Raw genomic sequence first — 18270 nt, 5'->3', positions numbered from 1 at the left:
TTCTATAGCCATCAGGGAGTGTCCTGTCGAGAAGATAAAGGCCTGGTGCCCGCCCTGGCAAACGGCACAAGTGCCCAAGCTGATGCAAGGCCAATAAGGCAAGTGAGCCCCAGGTAGTGAAGCGCCGGGGTGGCACTGAACGCCAGTAGGCCAAAGGCCAATAGGCTTGAGGCACACGACAGGCTAATGGCCAGCCAGGCAGCTGGGCTGTTGGGGTGTTCGGTGCTGAAGATACCCGCGTCGAGACCGATACCCAGTACCAGCAGCAATCCCAGGAGGTGGAAAAGCGTCAATCCGATATTAAAGGCGCTCAACAGCGCGATGGTTGACAGCAGTGCGCCCAGCGGGGGCAATAATACGCGCCAGGCCCGCCTGCGATAGCGAACGCCAAATATCACCGCAAGCCCCGCCACGGCGATGGCCAGGCACAGGGCGATCTGGTCGCGGAGCTGCGACAGGTGGCTGGATAACGTTGCCACGCGGTCCTGGTAGAGCACGTATTCCGGTGCAGCAAGGTGAGTAAATGCTTGCTGAGCAGTACTGTCGGCATCGCCTAGCGTTATTAGCGCCGCCATGTCTGTACGCTCGGCATTGGCGGTTGCGCCTAGCCAGAGCATGGCATCGGCTTGCCCCGCCGGGGTGTTGAGCCACGCCGTGATCGTCAGCAGCGGCACGCTTTCAAGCGAGCGCTGCGCGGTTTCCAGCAAGGTCGAAGGAAGGCCTGCCTGGGCGATCAGCTCGGGCAGGGCGTTACGGTAGGCCTGACGTACGCGCTCAAGGTTGGCGTCTTGCGTCGCTGGAGAGGGCACTGCTTGGGCCAAGTGGCGGTAGTGGGTCAAGTGCCCTTGCGTCTCTAAATCGGCAAGCGCTGCGTCCAGAGCTTCAAGGCGCTCCAATAGTTCGCCTTCCTGCTCGGAGGTGACAAGCAGGTAGCGGCTGGCGGTCGGGCTATCCAGCAGTATCTGCACGCGTTGCTGCTCGCTAATCAGCTCGGCCGGTGACGGATTGAGCTGGCGAAGATCATCGTCAGCGGACAGCCGCGTGGCGATCATGACGACTGCGAGAACCCCAAGCAGGGCGAGTAGCCCCCAATACCTGGGCGCGTGAGGCGGTAAACGTAGACGGTTCAACTGAGTGGCAATACGCGTAGTGGCGGCATGAGGGCGCGGGGTGAACCACGGCAGCCAAAGCCGCACCGTTAGCCAGGCGCCAATTAGCCCCAGTGCCACGAACGTGGCCATCTGGCGCAGCCCCGGCAGCGGCGTGGCAAGCTGGACAAGATAGGCGACCAGGCTGGATATCAGGCCGAGTAATAGCCCCGGCCAAAGCCTGGCGAGCGGCTGTTCGGGCGCCAGCTGGCGAGCGCATTGAAAATGCAGGGCGTAATCTATCGCAATGCCGATCAAGCTAGCGCCAAAAGCCAGCGTCAGCAGGTTGAGCGTACCAAAAAGTAGCCAGGTCAAGGGCAGTGCAAACAGAATGCCACACGCCACCGGTAGCAACAGGCTGGCCAGTATCGAACCGCGCCGAAAGGTGATCCAGAGTAGCAAGGTGATACCCAGCAGCGAGCCAATGCCGATGGTCAAGGTTTCGCGCTTGGCCTGCTCGGCACCGGCGGCGGCGTGAAACACCAGCCCGCTTCGCAACAGCTCGGCTTCTGGATGAGCATCGCTAAACTCCGCCAGCGCTGTGACAAGGCGTTGCTGCATGGCCATATCATAGGGGCTGGCCGTGAGTTGACCGCTGATGATGAACCAGTTACCGCTCTCATCCCTGACGGCAGGCAGGCCGTCGATCAGGCGAATGGGGCCCGCCAGGCGTTGGTCCTGCCAGGCATCCAGCAGGCCAAAGGGGTCCTGGCGTGGGTCAGCGCCACTTCCCGGCGTGAACAGCTGGCGCAGGCCTCGTTGCACCCAAGCGTCGTTATCGGCAGCGGCCAACGAGGGCGATAGCAGCCGATAACGGTACGCTGATAAGTCGCTGTCGGGGGTGTGCAGAAGGTCATCGTCGAAGGCTGTGACGCTAGCCGATTGTTTAAGACGGGTCTTGAGATCCGCAACCAGCTGAGTCGGCGATTCGCCCTGCAACAGCAGCACGAAGCGGTCCTCGAAGGCCTGCGTTAGGCGCTGTTCGGCGTGTTCGAGCAGCGCTCCCTGCCGGGTGTCCGGCAACAGCGTGGTAATGCGCGTATCCAGTGCTGCGCCCCTGCTCAGCAGGCTCGCCAAGAGCAAGGCGCAGCCCAGCAGCAGCCCCGCCCAGCCGATAGCTGCCAGACGCTCCAGGCGGCCGGGACGCGTTGCTTCACTCACGATGTATGCTGATCGTCTTCAAGACGCTCGCAAGCCGCACCGCTCAAGGTAAGCTCAAGGCGGTCATCATTGGTGAACATGATCTCGACACGCTCTACCTGCTGGTTGCCGTGAACCAGTAACTGGTCAAGCCGTTGGGCGATGTTCGCTTCACTGGGCGTCAGCTTGGCCTGCCACTCTTCCTGGGTGCCGCTGAGTTCGATGGTGAAGTATCTCTCCAACGCCTGCCAGTCACCTGAAAGCAGGCCACCAAGCACCGGTGCGACCGCCTGAAAACCCATCGGTAGCTCGTCGTTGTCCGCGCTCATCACCACGCGGTCATTAATGGGGGAGGTCGTTTGCCAGACAAGCCCTGCGTCTTGATGTTCAAAGGTTCCACGGCTTTCCAGCTGACTGTCGAGATCGGCTAGCCAGCGTGTCTGCTCGAATCGCCCGCACTGCGGTGCATTGTCGGCCAGGCGTGCGGCAAGCTCGTCAGCGTCGGGAGCCGCCCAAGCGGCAGCGCTGGCGCTGATGGCTAGAAGGGTAAAGACAAAAAAAGCCGCTTGGTGAATAGCGCGCATCATTGATTGGCCTCCTGCCAGGCGAGCAGACGTTCCCGCAAAACGGGGGGCGATTCCAGGCGCATTTCGCGGTCTTCAATTCCGACGGCCACCTGTACGCTCCAGGCGCGCGTCAGGCGTTTGCGGGTGTGTGCATCGCGAATGGTGTAGTCGATCTTGAGGCGGTTCTCCCACTCGCTCAGGCGCGCTTCGATTGCGATTCGCTGGGCGAATAGCACCGGTGCCGCGTAGCGCAGGCGTAAATCGATCACCGGCCAGGCAAATCCTGAGGCCTGCATTTGGGGGTAGTTGTAATCGAGCGCATCGAGCAGCGTGCAGCGGGCAATTTCCAGGTAGCGCACATAGTGGCCGTGCCAGGCCACCTGCATCATGTCGATATCGTGAAACGGTATCGTCAGTTCGGTTTCGTAACGGGGCAGTTTGCCATCATCAAGCGTCATATAGGCTCCAGTGGCGTTGGCGAATCACGTCACACAGAGTGCGGAGTTCGTGTTCCAGGGCGCGGTCTTCGCCAAGTGCCGGAAAGATCTGGCGGCAGTCGGTCAGAAATTCAGCCAGGCGGCCGGGCAGCGGTGGCGCATCGCCTATCTGGCTGCGTAGCTCAACACCCTGACAGGCCGCGTGCAGCGTGGCGGCCGCGACCTGTTCTACCAGGGTAAGCACACGCAGCGCATCGCGGGCGGCAATCGTGCCCATGCTGACCTTGTCCTGATTGTGGCATTCGGTGGAGCGCGAGAAAACGCTGGCGGGCATGGTCAGCTTCAGCGCCTCGGCGGTCCATGCGGACGCACCGATCTGCACGGCCTTGTAGCCATGGTTAAGGCTGGCTCGCTCGGGGGCGGCACCGCTTAAGTTGCTGGGCAAACCATGATTAAAACGAGCATCCACCAGCAGCGCCAGTTGGCGGTCGAGCAGATCCGCGAGGTTGGCGCAGGCCTGCTTGAGGCTATCCATGGCGAAGGCGACATGGCCGCCGTAAAAGTGGCCGCCGTGCATGACCTTGCCTTGTTCGGCGTCGATCAATGGATTGTCGTTGGCACTGTTGAGTTCGTTTTCGAGAAACTGGCGCCACCAGGGCAGGGCATCTTCCACTACGCCGATCACGTGCGGGGCGCAGCGCGTCGAGTAGCGATCCTGAAGGCGCGATGAGTTGCGCGGCGTGTCGGGCGCGTGGAGATCCTCGCGCAGGCGTTCGGCGACTTTGTTCTGCCCCGGATGCGGTTTGGCGGCGAAAAGCTCGGCATCAAAGTGGTAGGGGTTGCCGTTCAACGCATGCACGGAGAGCGCCGTGATGCGGGTGGTCAGGCGCGCCAGATAAGTGGTGCGGGCGAAGGCGAACACGCTCAGCGCTGTCATCACCGCGGTGCCGTTCATCAGCGCCAGGCCTTCCTTGGGCTTCAGGCGATAAGGGGTAAGCCCATGCTCGGTAAACACCTCCGCCGTAGGCCGCCGCTGGCCGTTATGAAATACGTCCCGCTCACCGCACAAGACGGCGGCCAGGTAAGATAGCGGCGTGAGATCCCCGCTGGCCCCGACAGAGCCTTCTTCAGGAATCACCGGTATCACGTTATGTTCAAGCAACCATGCCAAGCGCTCAAGCAGCTCGACGCTGACGCCGGATACGCCACGACAAAGCGAGACAAGGCGTACCATGATCACCGCCCGCGCGGCCTCAACCGTTAGCGCTTCGCCCAGCCCGCAGCCATGAAAGGTGTACAGCTGGCGGGGTAGTTGCTCCAGGTCGGAGGCGGAGACTTCGCGGGTGCAGGAGTCGCCATAACCGGTGGTAACGCCGTAGACGACGCCCTCTTCCTTAAGCAGGCGCTCAAGAAAGGCATTGCCTTTGGCAATACGTTTACGAAAATCGGGTGCCGTCGACAGAGTGACGCGACGGCGACCTTCGGCAACGGCCAGCACGTCTTCAAGGCTGACCATCGATCCATCCAGAATGAGCGGCGCGCTAGTAAGAGGCCCCGCCGTCGGGTCACGCAGTATCGTCATGAAGGTATCCAGTATCATTTATCCAGAAGGGATAAAAATTGAACCATTGCAGCGGGTGCCGCCGAACGCGTTCGGCCAAGTGGTCGGCATGCGCCTGCATGGTATCGGTAATCCACGTTTCACGCTGACGACGAGGCAGGTCCCGGGTGTCGCCAAGAAGCTCAAAGTCGATTCTGAAGTGGTCATCATCGCGCACGCAGGCCAGCGTATAGAGGGGGCAACGCAGCAAGGTGGCCAAGCGGAAAGGGCCTTCCGGGAAGCTTGCCTGGTCGCCGAGAAAATCAAACGACTGGGTTCGCTCTCCTGACAGGGGAAGGCGGTCGGCGGCGATGACCACATAGCCACCGGCGTTAATACGCTCGGCCAGCGTCTGGGCAGTGGCTGGGGTGACTTCGCTGACTTCGAGAATTTGTGGGCGCGGCTTGCCCGTGACGCGTTCAAGCAGAGCATTGAACTTGCGTGCATTGCGGGTGTGCATCATCACCGTCAGGTCGAGATTGGTATGGCGTTCGGTCAGCGCATTCACTACGTCAAGGTTGCCGTGGTGGGCGACAAGGATCAATCCGCCCTGACCGCCAGCGATCGCGTTAGTGAAGTGCTCAACTCCGCTACCCACCAGGCGCTCGTCGGCAATATGGCCGCTCCACGCTTCGACCTTGTCCATCAGCGTTTCGCCAAAGGCCAGAAAGTGGCGATAGCTGTGCCACCAACGGGCGACAGGCTGCTGCTTGAGCATGGGGTAAAGGCGTTGCAGAAAAGCCTGGGAAGCACGTCGCGCCGTGGTGTGGACGAGAAAATACCAGAGCATGACTGGCCATAGTGCCAGCCGAAAAGGCCAGCGGCCCAGGCGCCGCTGTATAGCCACCATCAGGGTCATCCCCAGCAGCGTGCCGCGTTCGCCGATCCGCGCCCAGTGGTGGTTCATGGGCTCGCCTCGCGGTGTGGCTGAAAGCGCCGGGCGAGCAAGCGTGGCAGGCGCCACAACATGCCGAAAAACAGGCGCGTATGCATCAGCGATATCTGCCGGTTATCACGCCATACGGCAAAATGGCTGATGCCGTCGCGGGGATAGTGCACGCGTACCGGGCGGTGCAGCATGGCGCCTTGTTCCCAGTGCCAGCGCACCAGCACTTCGGTATCGAAGGTCATGCGATTACCGCAGGGGTGGCGGGCCAGCATTCGGTTGAGCGGTGCCACCGGGTAGAGCCTGACACCACACATCGAGTCGCGAATATCCAGCGATAAGGTATTTATCCACACCCAGATATGGGTGGCGTAGCGGCCATAGAAGCGCACTCGGGGCACGCTAGCGTCATATCGAGGATAACCTACTACCAGCGTGTGCTGGGCTACCGTTAGCGTGGCGAGAAACGCGGGCAGATCATCGACCCCGTGCTGGCCGTCGGCATCGACCTGAAGTGCATGGCTGAACCCCAACTGCTCGGCGTAGCGTAGTCCGGCACGCACCGCCGCCCCCTTACCCTGGTTAGTCTCAAGGCGCAGCAGGTGATGGCCCTGTTCAGCCAGGCGATCCAAAACGGCGGCACACTGTTGGTCACTACCGTCATCGACCAGTAGCAGCGGTATCTCCAGCGCTGACAGTTCCTCGCATAGCGGGGTGATTGTCGCTGGGTGGTTATACACAGGGATAAGGATACAGGGCCTTGGCTCAGCCATGCTGGCCTCCCTTGGGCGTTTGCAGGCGAACCTGCCCGGTGCAGTGGCGCCCTTCCTGGGAGTCAATGCTAAACGCGATACCATCCTCGCGGCGGGTCAGCTGTAGGGTGAAACGAGTGCCGGGCATCAGCGCGCGCGTAAACTTCAAGCGCTCGATACCCAGAAACAGGCCTCTGTGGCCAAAGATATCGTGGGCATAATGGATGGCCCACTGCACCATCACCACGCCCGGAACCAGCGGGTATTGATCAAAGTGGCCTTCCAGAAACACCAGCCGCTCCGGAACTTCCAGGGTGAGCAGGCGACTATTGGCATCAAGAGGGTGCTCTCCCAGCCAGCGCGGCACTTTCGGGTCGTCCAGGTCGGCAAACAGGCGGTTGATTAGCGTGCGGTCCAGCTTTCCCTGGGCATTGCTCGGCAGCGTTTCGACAAAGCGCCAATAACGGGGCACGGCAATAGGCTCCAGGTGGTCGGAAAGGTTTTCGCGCATACGCTGGATCAAATTCTGCCGAGCATCACGCTGGTGCGGAATCGATGGTTTATCCAGCACGACCACCGCCCCCAGGCGGCTGTCGGCGCGGTCAAGGTCGACACAGCGTACCTCTCTGACCGCTTCCACTGCCGTAAGAATGCGCTCGACATGGTCGAGCGAGACACGCTTGCCGCCAATCTTGACCAGACGATCCGCTCGGCCCAGCAGCGTGAAGCCGTCATCTGCCGGCGCCGCCTGGTCAGGCTGATGCCACCACTGCTGAGGCATCTCCAGAAACGGCGACCGCAGGCTCAGGCTACCGTTTTGAAACGATAACTCCACGCCGGGCAGCGGCTGCCAGCTGGAACGGCGTGTTTGGCGACGCTGGGCAATGCCGCCCGTTTCGGTACTGCCATAAATCTCGATGACCGGCGCCTGTAACAGGCGTTCAGCAAGCTGCGCGTGTGCCAGCGCCAAGGGCGCACCCGATGAGAACACGCGGACCGGCGGCGTAGCGGTGTGCCAGGGTAGGTGTTCAGGCAAGCGCGACAGCTGCGCGGGGGAGCTGACCACCACCGAGTACAGGCCAGCGTCACTGGCCTCCTGCAAGCGGGTCACTAGCGTTTCGGGATAGCGGCTTTCACCACCGCAGAACGGCGCGCCCGCACATAAACGGCGCGCCCGCACATAAGGGGTGCAGTATGCCGGTGAGCAGCCCATAAATATGCTGGTGGCTGACCTGGGAAATAACCCCGCTGTCTGCCAGTGGCCAAAGCCTGGCGTGAGCTGATAACTCTGCTTCCAATTGATCAAAACGCTTGGCTAGCTGAACGGGGTTGCCGGTGGAGCCTGAGGTGGATAGCACAACGGCGGTAGCGCTCGGGTCAAGAGGCGCAACGCGTGGGCGTGTTTCAGCGCCCTGCGGGAGCCGCGGCTCAGGCATATCGGGCAGGGTGCCATCGACTTCGCTTGCCAGCCGGGAGAGCGTTTCGGGGCGATCATCGGCGGGTAGCACGGCGACCCGGCCGCTTTCCCATAAGGCGATCAGTGCGGCGCAGAACGCTAGCGGTTGCTGCTGGCACAGCAGCCAGCGGCCGGCGGGTTTGTCCGTCAGCCAGTGGTGCCATGCATCAATATGTGCCGTAAGCGAAGCGCCACACACCCAGTGGCTGGGCAGTGACTCATGACGGGGAGTGGATCTACGCCAGGGTAACTGGGTAAGCGAGATAAAGGTCATGTCAGGCGGCTCCGCAGCTGATGGCGTACTAACCATTCACCGGTAAACATGACGGCGATTAGGCCATAGCTGATGGCACCGTTGTACAGTGTCCATGCTGCCAAGCTTGCGTACAGTGCTGTCCAGCTTGCGATGGTACCGTTGAGTATGAAAAAGCCACACCATGCCCAAGTGACATTTCGGGTATAGCGTATGCCGGCGGCGGGCAGCTCAGGCTCGCGCAGGCGCGCCAAACGTTCGATGACCGGCACTCCTCGCCACAGGCTGGAGAGAAAAATAGCCAGCATGACCGCGTTTACGGCCACGGGGTATGCGCGCATGCCGAGTTCCGCGTGCCCCAGCCCGCCCAAGGCGACCAACAGGACCGCCGCAGCGGCTGCCAGATAGCGCGCTTGAGGCATTCTCCAGGCGAGTAGTGCCGCACCGATGACCAGTAATGGCCAGCTGCCGATATCATCGTGCAAAAGCAGTACCAGTAGTGGCCACATCAACGCGCACGCCATGCTTGCGTATTTGGACATGATTACTGCTGCATCAAGTGTTCGACGGCAGTGACAACATCGCTGATCGTGCGCACTGATTTGAAATCCTCAGGCTTGATGCGTCGCCCAGTGAATTGCTTTAGCTCGACGACAAGGTCCACCGCGTCGATGCTATCGATATCCAGGTCCTCATAGAGGCGGGCGTCGGGCTCTATTTCGCTGGCATTGAGGTCAAACAGATCAACCAGTGTCTTGCGAATATGGGCGAGTATTTCTGCGCGCTGGTGATCAGCGGTTTCAATTGACACGGCGGGCCTCCACGAGTGCTTGCAGCGCCGCTAGGCTTTCGAAATGGCGACGCGTCTCATCGGCTTCGGAATCAAGCTTGATACCGTACTGCTTTTGCAGTGCCAGCCCGAGTTCAAGCGCATCGATAGAGTCAAGCCCTAGCCCTTCGACAAACAGGGGAGCGCTTGGGTCAATATCGGCAGGCGTAATATCTTCAAGCTCTAGCGCGTCAATGATGAGACGCTTGAGTTCAAGTTCCAGCGCCTGATTGCAGGTTTCTATCATGATGGAAGTGTTCCAGTTCTCTGTTGAAGTGGTCGCTCAGCCATTGAGTTAGTTGTCTAGCGAGCTGGCCGGTTGGTTGTTGGCTAGCGGAATCAACGTGCAGGTCGTCAAGCACGCTAAGCTCCATTAAAACCCTGGTAGCGGGGATGTGGTACCAGGGTTCGTGTTTTGTCAGTGTGGTCGGCGTGCAGCGTATCAGGACAGGGGTGAGCGCTGTACCGGTGCGCAGGGCGATATTTGCTCCCCCGCGACGAAATTTGATCGGGCGTTTCGGGCTAGTGCGGGTGCCTTCAGGAAATAGAATCAGTGAGTCACCCCGTTGCAGGCTCTGACGGGCAGCCTCCAGCACTGACTCGGGGTCATCGTTGGTGATATAGCCCGCAGCACGAATAGGGCCGCGGGTAATAAAATTGCGGGTCAGCCGCCCCTTTACGATGCAGTTGGCATGAGACGTGTAAGCGATTAAAAAAATAACGTCGATGAGCGAGGGGTGATTGGCAATCACAAGCAATCCAGGGCGTTTGAGGCGCTCAGGGTTGTCAACGCGGTAATCAAGCACGCCAAGGCCTTTCATCAAATTGATGAATCCGAGAAAGCAGACGCGGATAAGGCGGCGCGCCAGGTAGCGGCGCCGCTCAGTATTACGCACGCAGAGGTTCAACAGTGGCGCAATCACCAAGCCAATGAAAAGGCCACCGATCCCGAAGACTGTGAAGGAAATAGCCGTACCCAAGCCGCGATACAGTTGGTTGATACTCATTCCTGCTCCAGATGCCAGCGCTGTCGACCGTTTAGGAAAGCGGTCTCCCCACTAAGCCACTGCAGCACATTGACCGGTGTCGGAGAAGCGCTGTGGGCTGATGTAGATGCCGTGATGGCGCGACCTCGTTGCAGAGTTAAGCGCATGCCAATAACACAGGCTGTGCCTGGATGCTGTGTTTCGCCCTGATAGGCCGCAGGAAGACAGCTTTCTGAAAATGCGGCAACTACGGCGGGGTAGCCCGCTTGCAAATACCCATACGACTCGTGAAGAAGCGCATCAAACTCATCACCACAAGCGCCTAACGCCTGCAAGGGACGGTGATGCGATTGCGCAATAGAGTGAACGCCCAGAATAGCGTTATGCACTGACATTGAGAAGCGGGTAGGGGAGATCGGGTCGCCCCGCTGCAGACTTTCCAGCATCGCGAGCGTATGCGTCGTATCGCCATGTCGTGAGGCATGCACCAAGGGGGCGTTAGCCTGTGGGTCGAGTTCTCGCAGAATATCGCAAGTGGCGCGGCCCGTATCATCAAGCCGTCGCCGCAGCATAGCAGGCAGTTCGCTACTCAGCTGGGCCGAAATAAGACGATTTGGCTTAACGGTTGCCATTGCCTCTTCAGGAAGCCAGCCCCGCCAGTCTTCGATAAATAGAGAAAAGGACACCACTTAGCAGCCTGCTCAAAAAAGGCGGCTACTTTAACTTAATTATAGGGTGTGGAAAAGGAATGTGGCTCAAATGATGCGAAACGGTGAGGTGATCTCAATAGGCAGATCGTTCAAGGCTTGAGGCAATAATGCTGACTTTGTCTAAGTTGACATAGTCCTCTCCAGGGAGGAAGCTTGAACTCCTAGTAAATAACTTTATTAGATGAAAAGCATGTTGCCAAATTAACCAAAGGGGATAAGGCCTTGAGACTTAACATGTATTCAGGGGTAGTGGCAGTCTTTAGTCTAGTATTGCTGTCTGGGTGCGCCACCAGCCGCAGCGAAATAGCGTTGACAGTGCCAGAAGGAAATTCGGATCAACACATAAGTGCTGGACAAGAAGTAGTAATAGGCGAGGTTATCGATCGTCGAGTTTTCGAAGAGGCGCCAAGAGAGCCCAGTACTCCTTCGCTTGGGAAAGGAGGAGCAAGTAAAGCGTCCGATGAGACCAAGGCAAGAGCGGTTGGTCGGAAAAGAAACACCTACGGTATGGCGATGGGGGATGTTCTTTTAGAAAATGGACAGACCGTTGATGAAGTCGTGCGCAGCAATTTGACTCTCGCCCTGCGTGAAACTGGCTATAATGTTCTCGCTCATTCAACTGGCGTCGCCGCAAATACCCCTATTATAGATGTTTACATCGATGAGTTTTGGGCATGGCTCAATCCGGGATGGTCTGGCACGCTGAACACCCGCATCGCAACTGTTCTGGAACTACGATCTAATGAGGAACAGGAGCGCATTTCTGTTCATGCCCTTGAGCACCGGCATCTCGCAACGGATGGCGCTTGGATCGAAATTATTGAAAAAGCGCTGAATGACTATAGAAACGAGGTTATCAGCGTCGCGCCTGACCTGCTCGAAGAATAGGCTAGCGGAAGGGAAGTGTAGATTAAAAAAACGGCCACTTGCTATATTAGCTAAGTGGCCGTTTTTTATATGTTCTTGGTCGGAATAGCAGGATTCGAACCTACGACCTCTGCCTCCCGAAGGCAGCGCTCTACCAAGCTGAGCTATATTCCGAAGGTTGTGAGCGGTGCTCGACAACGGGGCGTATCTTACACAAGTAGACGCTTTTTATCAAGCCTCAGCGCCGCTGTTGTGCGAATTTATGCTTGCCTGTCAACGGCCAAGCGGGCGAGTTGCGCCATGCTGTCGCGATACGGGCTGGGCGAGAGTACCTCTAATTGCGCCAGCGCTTTATCGGCCATTTCATCGGCGCGCTTACGGGTGTACTCAAGTGCGCCCGTGGCGTGAACAATGGCGAGTACGTCATCCAACTGCTCAAGGCCGCCTTTGCGGATCACTTGGCGAATCAGCTTGGCCTGCTCAGGCGTGCCCTGCTCCATGGCGTGAATCAGCGGCAGGGTGGGCTTGCCTTCGGCCAGGTCATCGCCGACATTTTTACCCATGGCGTCGGCATCGCCCTGGTAATCCAACAGGTCATCAATCAACTGGAAGGCAAGGCCCAGGTAACGGCCATATAACTGTAGCGCCTGGGCTTGCTCTGGTGTGGCATCAGCAAGTACGGCACCGCTGTGGCTGGCAGCTTCAAACAGCATGGCGGTTTTACCTTGAATGGTTTCAAAGTAGTCCGCTTCAGAGACGCTGGGGTTGCCAATATTGGTCAGCTGTAGCACTTCGCCTTCGGCGATGGTGCAGGTGGCGCTGGAGAGAATCTCCATGATCTGCATCGACCCAACATCGACCATGAGCTGAAATGAGCGCGAATAGAGGAAGTCGCCGACTAACACCGATGGCGCGTTACCCCAGGCATCGTTGGCGGTTTTTTTGCCCCGCCGCATGTGAGACTCATCCACCACATCGTCGTGCAGAAGTGTGGATGTGTGCATGAATTCGATCAGCGTGGCCAGCGTAATGTGCTTGTCGCCCTGGTAGTCCAGTGAACGGGCTGCCAGCAGTACCAGCATGGGCCGCAAACGCTTGCCGCCGCTTTCAATAATGTATTGGCTAATGGTCTCGACGAGCGGGACTTTCGAGGTGAGCTGCTCAACAATCGTCCGGTTGACGGCTTCAAAGTCATCTGCCACCACGGCGTGCAGCGGTGAGGGCGTAGGGCTGGCAGTCGGGGTTGGGGAGACGTTGGCGGTCATGGGTTCCGTTCATCGCGGCAGGTGGAGGGGTACGCCCCTGAATTGAGGTCATGCTATGGGGCTACCGGGAAAGCGTCAAGGCGCGTGCAGGGTATCCATTCGACGTGCGACAATAATCATCAATTGACAACGGCCTACAGTCTTGTGGTAGAAGGCGATTGTCGTTATAATCCGCGACCCACTCATCATGCTCCCTGTCAGATGGCTCCAAAAGGGGCGCCACTCGCAGCAGGTCAATAAGAGCGTCAGGCGATGAGCGCTGGTTATGCAACGCATAACGGCATTACCGACAAGTCCGGAGAGCGACATGTACGCAATTATCAAAAGCGGTGGCAAGCAGTACCGCGTTCAAGAAGGTCAGACCCTTAAACTCGAGAAAATCGAAGTCGCTACCGGCGAAACGATTGAGTTTGATGAAGTGCTGCTGGTTGCAGACGGCGACGACGTAAACATTGGTGCTCCGCTGTTGAGTGGCGCCAAGGTTTCCGCTGAAATCGTTTCCCACGGCCGCGGTGACAAGGTGACGATCATTAAATTCCGTCGCCGTAAGCACAGCATGAAGCGTCAGGGCCACCGTCAGTGGTTCACTGAAGTCAAAATTACCGGAATTTCCGCGTAAGCGGTTCATTCCCTGAAAGGAGAATTTTGCAATGGCACATAAAAAGGCAGCCGGCTCCACGCGTAACGGTCGCGATTCCGAATCCAAACGCCTCGGTGTTAAGCTTTTCGGTGGCCAAGCAGCGAACGCTGGTAGCATCATCGTTCGTCAGCGCGGCACGCGTTTCCACGCGGGTACTGGCGTTGGTCTAGGTCGTGATCACACTTTGTTCGCACTGAACGAAGGCTTTGTGAAGTTTGAGACCAAAGGCCCGAAAAACCGCAAATTCGTTAGCATCGTTTCTGAATAAGCAACTCTGGTTGCGTAGAACGTAGTTAATGAAGAAAAGCCCCGCTATGGCGGGGCTTTTTTGTCTGTTTAAACCCTCTTGCCCAATGAATGGAGGCAGGAGCGTTGCATATAGGGCGGCGGAAGCGGCCGGGAGAAACTATGCAGTTCGTCGATGAAGCCTCGATTATTGTTGAGGCGGGAAATGGCGGCAATGGCTGTCTGAGCTTTCGCCGCGAAAAATATGTGCCCAAGGGTGGCCCCGATGGTGGTGACGGTGGGCACGGCGGCAGCGTTTACCTGATTGGTGACGATGCGCTCAATACGCTGGTCGACTTCAAGTTTCAGCGTTTTTACAAGGCTGAGAACGGCCAGGGCGGCATGGGCCGCCAGATGAGCGGTAAAGCCGGTGAAGACCTGCACGTTAAGGTGCCGGTAGGCACCACCGTTGTGGACGTTGATACGCTGGAAGTCATCGCGGATATTACCGAAATTGGCCAGGTGGTACTGGTCGCGGAAGGTGGTCGGCGTGGTTTGGGTAACATCCACTTCAAGTCGTCCACTAACCGTGCACCGCGGCGCACCACGCCAGGTACCGAAGGCGACCGACGCAATTTGCGTCTGGAAATGAAGGTGATGGCGGATGTTGGCCTGTTGGGCATGCCCAATGCTGGCAAATCCACCCTGATTCGCTCGGTATCGGCGGCCAAACCTAAAGTCGCCAACTACCCGTTTACCACGCTGGTGCCTAACCTGGGGGTGGTGAAGCTAGGGATGCACGAGCACTTTGTGATGGCGGACGTGCCGGGGTTGATCGAAGGTGCCTCTGATGGTGCGGGCCTGGGGCAGCGCTTTCTTAAGCACCTGACCCGCACGCGGCTGCTGTTTCATGTGGTCGATATAGCGCCCTTTGATGAGTCTGACCCGGTGGAAGCCGCTCAAGCGATTGTGCATGAGCTTGGTCAGTTCTCTCCGGCGCTTTCCGAGCGCCCGCGCTGGCTGGTGTTGAACAAGTTTGATCTGCTGCCGGAAGAGGAGCGCGAAGAGCGCGCCCAAGCGATCATTGACGCGCTTGGCTGGGAAGGCCCGGTGTTCCGTATCTCGGCGATTAGCAATGAAGGCACGGACAAGCTGGTTCAGTCCGCGTACCGCTGGCTGACCGAGCAGCGTCGCCTTGAGAACGAAGACGAAGAGGCGCTGGCCCGCGAGCAGGAAATGCGCCGCCGCATGGAAGATGAGTCGGTCGCTCGTATCGAAGAGCGTCTGGGGCGTCGCCGCAAGCGACCTGCTGAAGAAGCCGACGACGATGACTTCGATGATGATGATTACGACGTTGAGGTCGAGTACGCGCCCTAACGGCCGAAACCGGCAGGCTTGCTCAGCCTGCCAGTAATGGCCGACGTTGAATATTGTTGTCGAATACCATCGCTGAATATCGTTGCTGAATAGCGTTAACAATGTGCCTGATAAGGTAGAGACGGATGGAGAGTCATGAGCAGGGGATGGGCCGCGAAGCGCTAAGCTGTGCGCGCCGCGTGGTAGTGAAAATCGGCAGCGCACTGCTGACCAACGACGGCCGTGGCCTGGATGAAGCCGCTATTGGCGGCTGGGTTGACCAGATTGCCGAGCTTCATCAACAGGGTGTTGAAGTGGTGCTGGTCTCCTCCGGCGCCGTGGCAGCAGGCATGGTGCGGTTAGGCTGGCAAGCACGCCCGAGTGCGGTGCATGAGCTGCAGGCCGCCGCCGCCGTGGGCCAGAACGGCCTTACCCAGTGCTATGAGCAACATTTTGCTCGCCACGAAATGCTCACTGCGCAGATTCTGCTTACTCATGACGACCTTTCCAACCGCAAACGCTACCTCAATGCGTTATCGGCCCTGCGCACGCTGGTGGAGATGCGCGTGGTGCCGGTCATCAACGAAAACGATACGGTGGTGACCGACGAAATACGCTTTGGCGATAACGATACGCTGGGTGCGTTGGTAGCCAACCTGCTGGAAGCGGACGCGTTACTGCTGCTGACCGACCAGGAAGGCCTGTTCGATGCCGACCCACGCCATAACCCCAATGCCCAGATGATCGCCGAAGGGCGCGCAGATGACCCGCGCTTGGCAGCGGTGGCGGGCAGCGGCGGGGCGCTGGGGCGGGGTGGCATGAGCACCAAGGTACGTGCTGCCAAGCTTGCCGCGCGTTCAGGCGCCGTTACAGTGATTGCCAGTGGTCGCCAGCCAGATGTCATTACCCGGCTTATGAGTGGTGAGGCGTTGGGAACGCTACTGCATCCGGAGCAGGCACCGATGGCGGCGCGTAAGCGCTGGCTGGCGGGGCAACTTCAAGTGCGTGGCACGCTGACGCTGGATGCCGGGGCGGTAAAAGTCCTGCGCGAAAAAGGCTCCAGCCTGTTGCCGGTAGGGGTGCGGGGTGTAAAAGGCACGTTCAAGCGGGGCGATATGGTGGTGTGTGTCGATGAGCAGGGCATGCCGGTTGCCAAAGGGCTGGTCAATTACGGCGTGGATGAAGCGCGTCAGTTGGCGGGGCAGCCGAGTCACCAAATTGAGGCTATTTTGGGCTACGTAGAAGCCCATGAACTGATTCACCGCGATAACCTGGTCGTGATCTAGCGCTTGGTTTTTGCCCGGGTATTGGTTGAAATAGAACATCATCAAAACGCCGTTTGCTGTGATCAGTAAGCGGCTTTTTTATGTGTGCGCTACTTTGCCTTGGGGGCGATGGGCACTTGGCGGGGCCAGTCGTTGGGCACAATAAATACCCGCTCAATGCGCTGCTGGTGGGGCAGGTAGAGCATTATTTGCTGGGGCCCGTACTGTTCGATGAGTCGCTCAATGCCAGGTATCACGGCGGCCACTGGTTGAAAATCTTCCGCTCTGGGCGGCGCTAGCCAGTGCGGTTTTCGTAACCAGACTATGCGTAACGACGCACCCAGGCTATCGCGCAGCGCAGGCCAGTCACGCAAAAAACACCACCTGCCGCGGTGATGGTCCGGCGTAGCATGTTGGGGGGAAGGCAGCGCCGTATGCCACGGGTAAAACAAGACGCCCGGCATGGCGAGGCGATGAGTAAGAAGCTCTCCTACCGTGGACGAGCAGGTGGCGATGTCGCGGGGGGTTAGCCAGTGAGCAAGCGTGGCCAGTGCCCCGGGCGTTATGGAGCGCGGCAACTGGTGCTGGCATAAATGAGCGCATTTTAGCGCCAGGCTATCCAGCCCACCAGGACCGATCCAGCGGCTTGGGCTGTCGGCCGGGCCGGGGCCTTCAGGCAGGCCCAAATAAAACTTGATCGCCACTTCCAGATGCACGGGCGCCGGGTTATCGCGGGTGCGGTAAAGCATATCCAGCTCGCCAAGCGTTGTACGCTTTTTAAAGATGCGCACATTTTTGGCGAGTAGCCGCGTGTTAGGCGCGTTATCCAGCAGGAGATGCCACAGCCGCTCGTGGTAGTGCCCCATGCGGCCTGTCTGTTGGCGGTTAACACCTGCGAGTAGCGGCGTTATTTGCTGTAGCCAGTCAGCAGTGCCTGCGGCCAGGCCCAACTCCTGACACGTCGGGCGGCCACCGTTTGGCATGGGCGGCGGGAGCGTGACCAGGTCGGGCGCTGTTATCAACCACGCCAAATCATGCGCTATTTGAGACACCCCCGGCGCTATCATCTCTTCGCTTTTCTCAGCACGATGCCTTCTTACTTCCACGTTATCAGTTCCACGATGTTCTCCCCTTGACAAAACTGTCGCTAGGTAGTGGTAAAAACACAAGCGGGCCCCGTAGGGCCCGCACCGTGTGGTAACACTTAGCCAGCGATAGGGTGCTACCGCTAGCAGCCATTAATCACGGTCAATTTCAGTAATCTCGTAAGAGCCTTGACGCAGGCTTATTTCCAGCTCGCGGCCATTCTCATCCCGGCCTTCGATATCAATAATGCCGCCCTTATCAATGTCGATATCCTCAAACTCGCTCATGCCCTCTTTTCGTGCCGCTTCCAGCGCCTGGCGTACGTCCTCTTCGCTCATTCCCCACGCACCGGTAATTAAGCGTTTACGCTCTTCTTTCAGGGTTTCGCCGTTATCCAGAGAAAATTCAACGTCGGCGTACCACTCATCATCCAGCCAGCCTTCTACCTCGGCGCGTCCACGGCTTTTAATGCTGATCTCTTCATAATGGGTGAATCCATAGTCGACGGCAGGTACCAGCACCTCGTCAACCCGGTCCATGGACAGCGCGTCTGCTTGAGCGCTGCTTGCGGCGGCGGTAAGTAGCAGAGCAGAGGCGGGGATCAACAGCATTTTTTGCATGACGTTCATATCAAATTCCTTCTTTGCTTAATGAATGGCATTGCCTGATGAATGTGGTCTGATACAGATCACTCAGCGAATGCGACAGAGGATTTATAGCACTTCGCTTATTTCCCCAAGCTGAACAATCCATTCATCTAGCGTTCATGTTGCTTCTGGCATTCTAGTTCAATGAAGTCACTC

At 58.5% G+C, this 18270-nt stretch carries 21 protein-coding genes and 1 tRNA gene; 5 read left to right on the top strand and 17 right to left on the bottom strand.

Annotation, left to right across the window (positions count from 1 at the left end):
* Positions 1–11: 11 nt before the first annotated feature.
* The 13 genes from ACT3TJ_RS00215 to ACT3TJ_RS00155 are packed head-to-tail and all read right to left on the bottom strand — an operon-like array spanning position 12 to position 10739.
* On the bottom strand, positions 12–2309 hold the full coding sequence (locus ACT3TJ_RS00215) for an MMPL family transporter (RefSeq protein WP_193056552.1): 2298 nt from the start codon (positions 2307–2309) through the stop codon (positions 12–14).
* The gene (locus ACT3TJ_RS00210; protein ID WP_193056551.1) at positions 2306–2875 is read right to left on the bottom strand and encodes a LolA family protein; all 570 of its coding nucleotides are present in this window, start codon (positions 2873–2875) and stop codon (positions 2306–2308) included. The genes ACT3TJ_RS00215 and ACT3TJ_RS00210 overlap by 4 nt, the downstream gene beginning before the upstream one ends.
* Positions 2872–3312 (bottom strand): acyl-CoA thioesterase, encoded by a 441-nt coding sequence (locus ACT3TJ_RS00205; RefSeq protein WP_193056550.1) that lies wholly within the window; start codon positions 3310–3312, stop codon positions 2872–2874. The genes ACT3TJ_RS00210 and ACT3TJ_RS00205 overlap by 4 nt, the downstream gene beginning before the upstream one ends.
* On the bottom strand, positions 3302–4873 hold the full coding sequence (locus tag ACT3TJ_RS00200) for an HAL/PAL/TAL family ammonia-lyase (protein ID WP_226912059.1): 1572 nt from the start codon (positions 4871–4873) through the stop codon (positions 3302–3304). Before ACT3TJ_RS00200 ends, ACT3TJ_RS00205 begins: the two co-directional genes overlap by 11 nt.
* Entirely contained in the window at positions 4857–5798 is a 942-nt protein-coding gene (locus ACT3TJ_RS00195) for an LpxL/LpxP family acyltransferase (RefSeq protein ID WP_193056549.1), read from the bottom strand. The genes ACT3TJ_RS00200 and ACT3TJ_RS00195 overlap by 17 nt, the downstream gene beginning before the upstream one ends.
* Positions 5795–6550, bottom strand: coding sequence for a glycosyltransferase family 2 protein (locus tag ACT3TJ_RS00190; RefSeq protein WP_193056548.1), 756 nt, complete (start codon positions 6548–6550; stop codon positions 5795–5797). Before ACT3TJ_RS00190 ends, ACT3TJ_RS00195 begins: the two co-directional genes overlap by 4 nt.
* Positions 6543–7709 (bottom strand): ApeI family dehydratase, encoded by a 1167-nt coding sequence (locus ACT3TJ_RS00185; protein ID WP_444665425.1) that lies wholly within the window; start codon positions 7707–7709, stop codon positions 6543–6545. Before ACT3TJ_RS00185 ends, ACT3TJ_RS00190 begins: the two co-directional genes overlap by 8 nt.
* Positions 7663–8259: a hypothetical protein gene (locus tag ACT3TJ_RS00180; protein WP_444665424.1), complete on the bottom strand. Its 597-nt coding sequence runs from the start codon at positions 8257–8259 to the stop codon at positions 7663–7665. Before ACT3TJ_RS00180 ends, ACT3TJ_RS00185 begins: the two co-directional genes overlap by 47 nt.
* Complete coding sequence (locus tag ACT3TJ_RS00175; RefSeq protein WP_226912058.1) at positions 8256–8780, bottom strand: hypothetical protein; 525 nt, start codon at positions 8778–8780, stop codon at positions 8256–8258. Before ACT3TJ_RS00175 ends, ACT3TJ_RS00180 begins: the two co-directional genes overlap by 4 nt.
* A gap of 2 nt (positions 8781–8782) precedes the next feature.
* Positions 8783–9049 carry an acyl carrier protein gene (locus ACT3TJ_RS00170; protein ID WP_193056546.1) on the bottom strand — a complete coding sequence of 89 codons (267 nt, stop codon included), beginning with the start codon at positions 9047–9049 and terminating at the stop codon, positions 8783–8785.
* Positions 9039–9314 (bottom strand): phosphopantetheine-binding protein, encoded by a 276-nt coding sequence (locus ACT3TJ_RS00165; RefSeq protein ID WP_193056545.1) that lies wholly within the window; start codon positions 9312–9314, stop codon positions 9039–9041. Before ACT3TJ_RS00165 ends, ACT3TJ_RS00170 begins: the two co-directional genes overlap by 11 nt.
* Positions 9280–10074 carry a lysophospholipid acyltransferase family protein gene (locus ACT3TJ_RS00160; protein ID WP_193056544.1) on the bottom strand — a complete coding sequence of 265 codons (795 nt, stop codon included), beginning with the start codon at positions 10072–10074 and terminating at the stop codon, positions 9280–9282. Before ACT3TJ_RS00160 ends, ACT3TJ_RS00165 begins: the two co-directional genes overlap by 35 nt.
* The gene (locus ACT3TJ_RS00155; RefSeq protein WP_319022682.1) at positions 10071–10739 is read right to left on the bottom strand and encodes a beta-ketoacyl synthase chain length factor; all 669 of its coding nucleotides are present in this window, start codon (positions 10737–10739) and stop codon (positions 10071–10073) included. The genes ACT3TJ_RS00160 and ACT3TJ_RS00155 overlap by 4 nt, the downstream gene beginning before the upstream one ends.
* Positions 10740–10997: 258 nt before the next feature.
* On the opposite strand from ACT3TJ_RS00155, the gene ACT3TJ_RS00150 reads away from it, so the two are divergent.
* The gene (locus tag ACT3TJ_RS00150; RefSeq protein ID WP_193056543.1) at positions 10998–11651 is read left to right on the top strand and encodes a hypothetical protein; all 654 of its coding nucleotides are present in this window, start codon (positions 10998–11000) and stop codon (positions 11649–11651) included.
* Positions 11652–11727: 76 nt separating this feature from the next.
* On the opposite strand, the gene ACT3TJ_RS00145 is transcribed toward ACT3TJ_RS00150, so the two are convergent.
* Positions 11728–11804 (bottom strand) — tRNA-Pro (locus ACT3TJ_RS00145).
* Between the two features lie 86 nt (positions 11805–11890).
* The gene (gene ispB / locus ACT3TJ_RS00140) at positions 11891–12895 is read right to left on the bottom strand and encodes an octaprenyl diphosphate synthase (protein WP_193056542.1); all 1005 of its coding nucleotides are present in this window, start codon (positions 12893–12895) and stop codon (positions 11891–11893) included.
* A gap of 307 nt (positions 12896–13202) precedes the next feature.
* On the opposite strand from ispB, the gene rplU reads away from it, so the two are divergent.
* The 4 genes from rplU to proB all read left to right on the top strand — a co-directional run bounded on the left by rplU (position 13203) and on the right by proB (position 16402).
* Entirely contained in the window at positions 13203–13514 is a 312-nt protein-coding gene (gene rplU, locus ACT3TJ_RS00135; RefSeq protein ID WP_087108812.1) for a 50S ribosomal protein L21, read from the top strand.
* Positions 13515–13545: 31 nt separating this feature from the next.
* Positions 13546–13803 carry a 50S ribosomal protein L27 gene (gene rpmA, locus ACT3TJ_RS00130; RefSeq protein WP_018917617.1) on the top strand — a complete coding sequence of 86 codons (258 nt, stop codon included), beginning with the start codon at positions 13546–13548 and terminating at the stop codon, positions 13801–13803.
* Between the two features lie 140 nt (positions 13804–13943).
* Positions 13944–15137, top strand: coding sequence for an Obg family GTPase CgtA (gene cgtA, locus ACT3TJ_RS00125; RefSeq protein WP_193056541.1), 1194 nt, complete (start codon positions 13944–13946; stop codon positions 15135–15137).
* Between the two features lie 125 nt (positions 15138–15262).
* Positions 15263–16402: a glutamate 5-kinase gene (gene proB / locus ACT3TJ_RS00120; protein WP_193056540.1), complete on the top strand. Its 1140-nt coding sequence runs from the start codon at positions 15263–15265 to the stop codon at positions 16400–16402.
* Between the two features lie 89 nt (positions 16403–16491).
* Here proB and ACT3TJ_RS00115 read toward each other — a convergent pair whose 3' ends face one another.
* Entirely contained in the window at positions 16492–17448 is a 957-nt protein-coding gene (locus tag ACT3TJ_RS00115) for a DUF1853 family protein (RefSeq protein WP_172117796.1), read from the bottom strand.
* A gap of 171 nt (positions 17449–17619) precedes the next feature.
* Positions 17620–18096 (bottom strand): PepSY domain-containing protein, encoded by a 477-nt coding sequence (locus tag ACT3TJ_RS00110; protein WP_193056539.1) that lies wholly within the window; start codon positions 18094–18096, stop codon positions 17620–17622.
* Between the last annotated feature and the right edge of the window lie 174 nt (positions 18097–18270).

The sequence above is a fragment of the Halomonas sp. AOP30-A1-24 genome, assembly GCF_052378165.1.
In the GTDB taxonomy this organism is placed as follows: domain Bacteria; phylum Pseudomonadota; class Gammaproteobacteria; order Pseudomonadales; family Halomonadaceae; genus Vreelandella; species Vreelandella citrativorans.
Note: the sequence above shows the minus strand (reverse complement) of the source record. Positions and strands in the feature narration are given on the sequence as shown.

What these genes read in the sequence shown, in the direction of transcription:
- ACT3TJ_RS00160 (WP_193056544.1), bottom strand. Translation starts at nt 10,074, where the DNA reads ATGAGTATCAACCAACTGTATCGCGGCTTGGGTACGGCTATTTCCTTC.
- ACT3TJ_RS00195 (WP_193056549.1), bottom strand. Translation starts at nt 5,798, where the DNA reads ATGAACCACCACTGGGCGCGGATCGGCGAACGCGGCACGCTGCTGGGG.
- ACT3TJ_RS00110 (WP_193056539.1), bottom strand. Translation starts at nt 18,096, where the DNA reads ATGAACGTCATGCAAAAAATGCTGTTGATCCCCGCCTCTGCTCTGCTA.
- ACT3TJ_RS00175 (WP_226912058.1), bottom strand. Translation starts at nt 8,780, where the DNA reads ATGTCCAAATACGCAAGCATGGCGTGCGCGTTGATGTGGCCACTACTG.
- ACT3TJ_RS00190 (WP_193056548.1), bottom strand. Translation starts at nt 6,550, where the DNA reads ATGGCTGAGCCAAGGCCCTGTATCCTTATCCCTGTGTATAACCACCCA.
- ACT3TJ_RS00115 (WP_172117796.1), bottom strand. Translation starts at nt 17,448, where the DNA reads ATGATAGCGCCGGGGGTGTCTCAAATAGCGCATGATTTGGCGTGGTTG.
- rpmA (WP_018917617.1), top strand. Translation starts at nt 13,546, where the DNA reads ATGGCACATAAAAAGGCAGCCGGCTCCACGCGTAACGGTCGCGATTCC.
- ACT3TJ_RS00165 (WP_193056545.1), bottom strand. Translation starts at nt 9,314, where the DNA reads ATGATAGAAACCTGCAATCAGGCGCTGGAACTTGAACTCAAGCGTCTC.
- ACT3TJ_RS00180 (WP_444665424.1), bottom strand. Translation starts at nt 8,259, where the DNA reads ATGACCTTTATCTCGCTTACCCAGTTACCCTGGCGTAGATCCACTCCC.
- cgtA (WP_193056541.1), top strand. Translation starts at nt 13,944, where the DNA reads ATGCAGTTCGTCGATGAAGCCTCGATTATTGTTGAGGCGGGAAATGGC.
- ispB (WP_193056542.1), bottom strand. Translation starts at nt 12,895, where the DNA reads ATGACCGCCAACGTCTCCCCAACCCCGACTGCCAGCCCTACGCCCTCA.
- ACT3TJ_RS00150 (WP_193056543.1), top strand. Translation starts at nt 10,998, where the DNA reads ATGTATTCAGGGGTAGTGGCAGTCTTTAGTCTAGTATTGCTGTCTGGG.
- rplU (WP_087108812.1), top strand. Translation starts at nt 13,203, where the DNA reads ATGTACGCAATTATCAAAAGCGGTGGCAAGCAGTACCGCGTTCAAGAA.
- ACT3TJ_RS00210 (WP_193056551.1), bottom strand. Translation starts at nt 2,875, where the DNA reads ATGATGCGCGCTATTCACCAAGCGGCTTTTTTTGTCTTTACCCTTCTA.
- ACT3TJ_RS00205 (WP_193056550.1), bottom strand. Translation starts at nt 3,312, where the DNA reads ATGACGCTTGATGATGGCAAACTGCCCCGTTACGAAACCGAACTGACG.
- proB (WP_193056540.1), top strand. Translation starts at nt 15,263, where the DNA reads ATGGAGAGTCATGAGCAGGGGATGGGCCGCGAAGCGCTAAGCTGTGCG.
- ACT3TJ_RS00200 (WP_226912059.1), bottom strand. Translation starts at nt 4,873, where the DNA reads ATGACGATACTGCGTGACCCGACGGCGGGGCCTCTTACTAGCGCGCCG.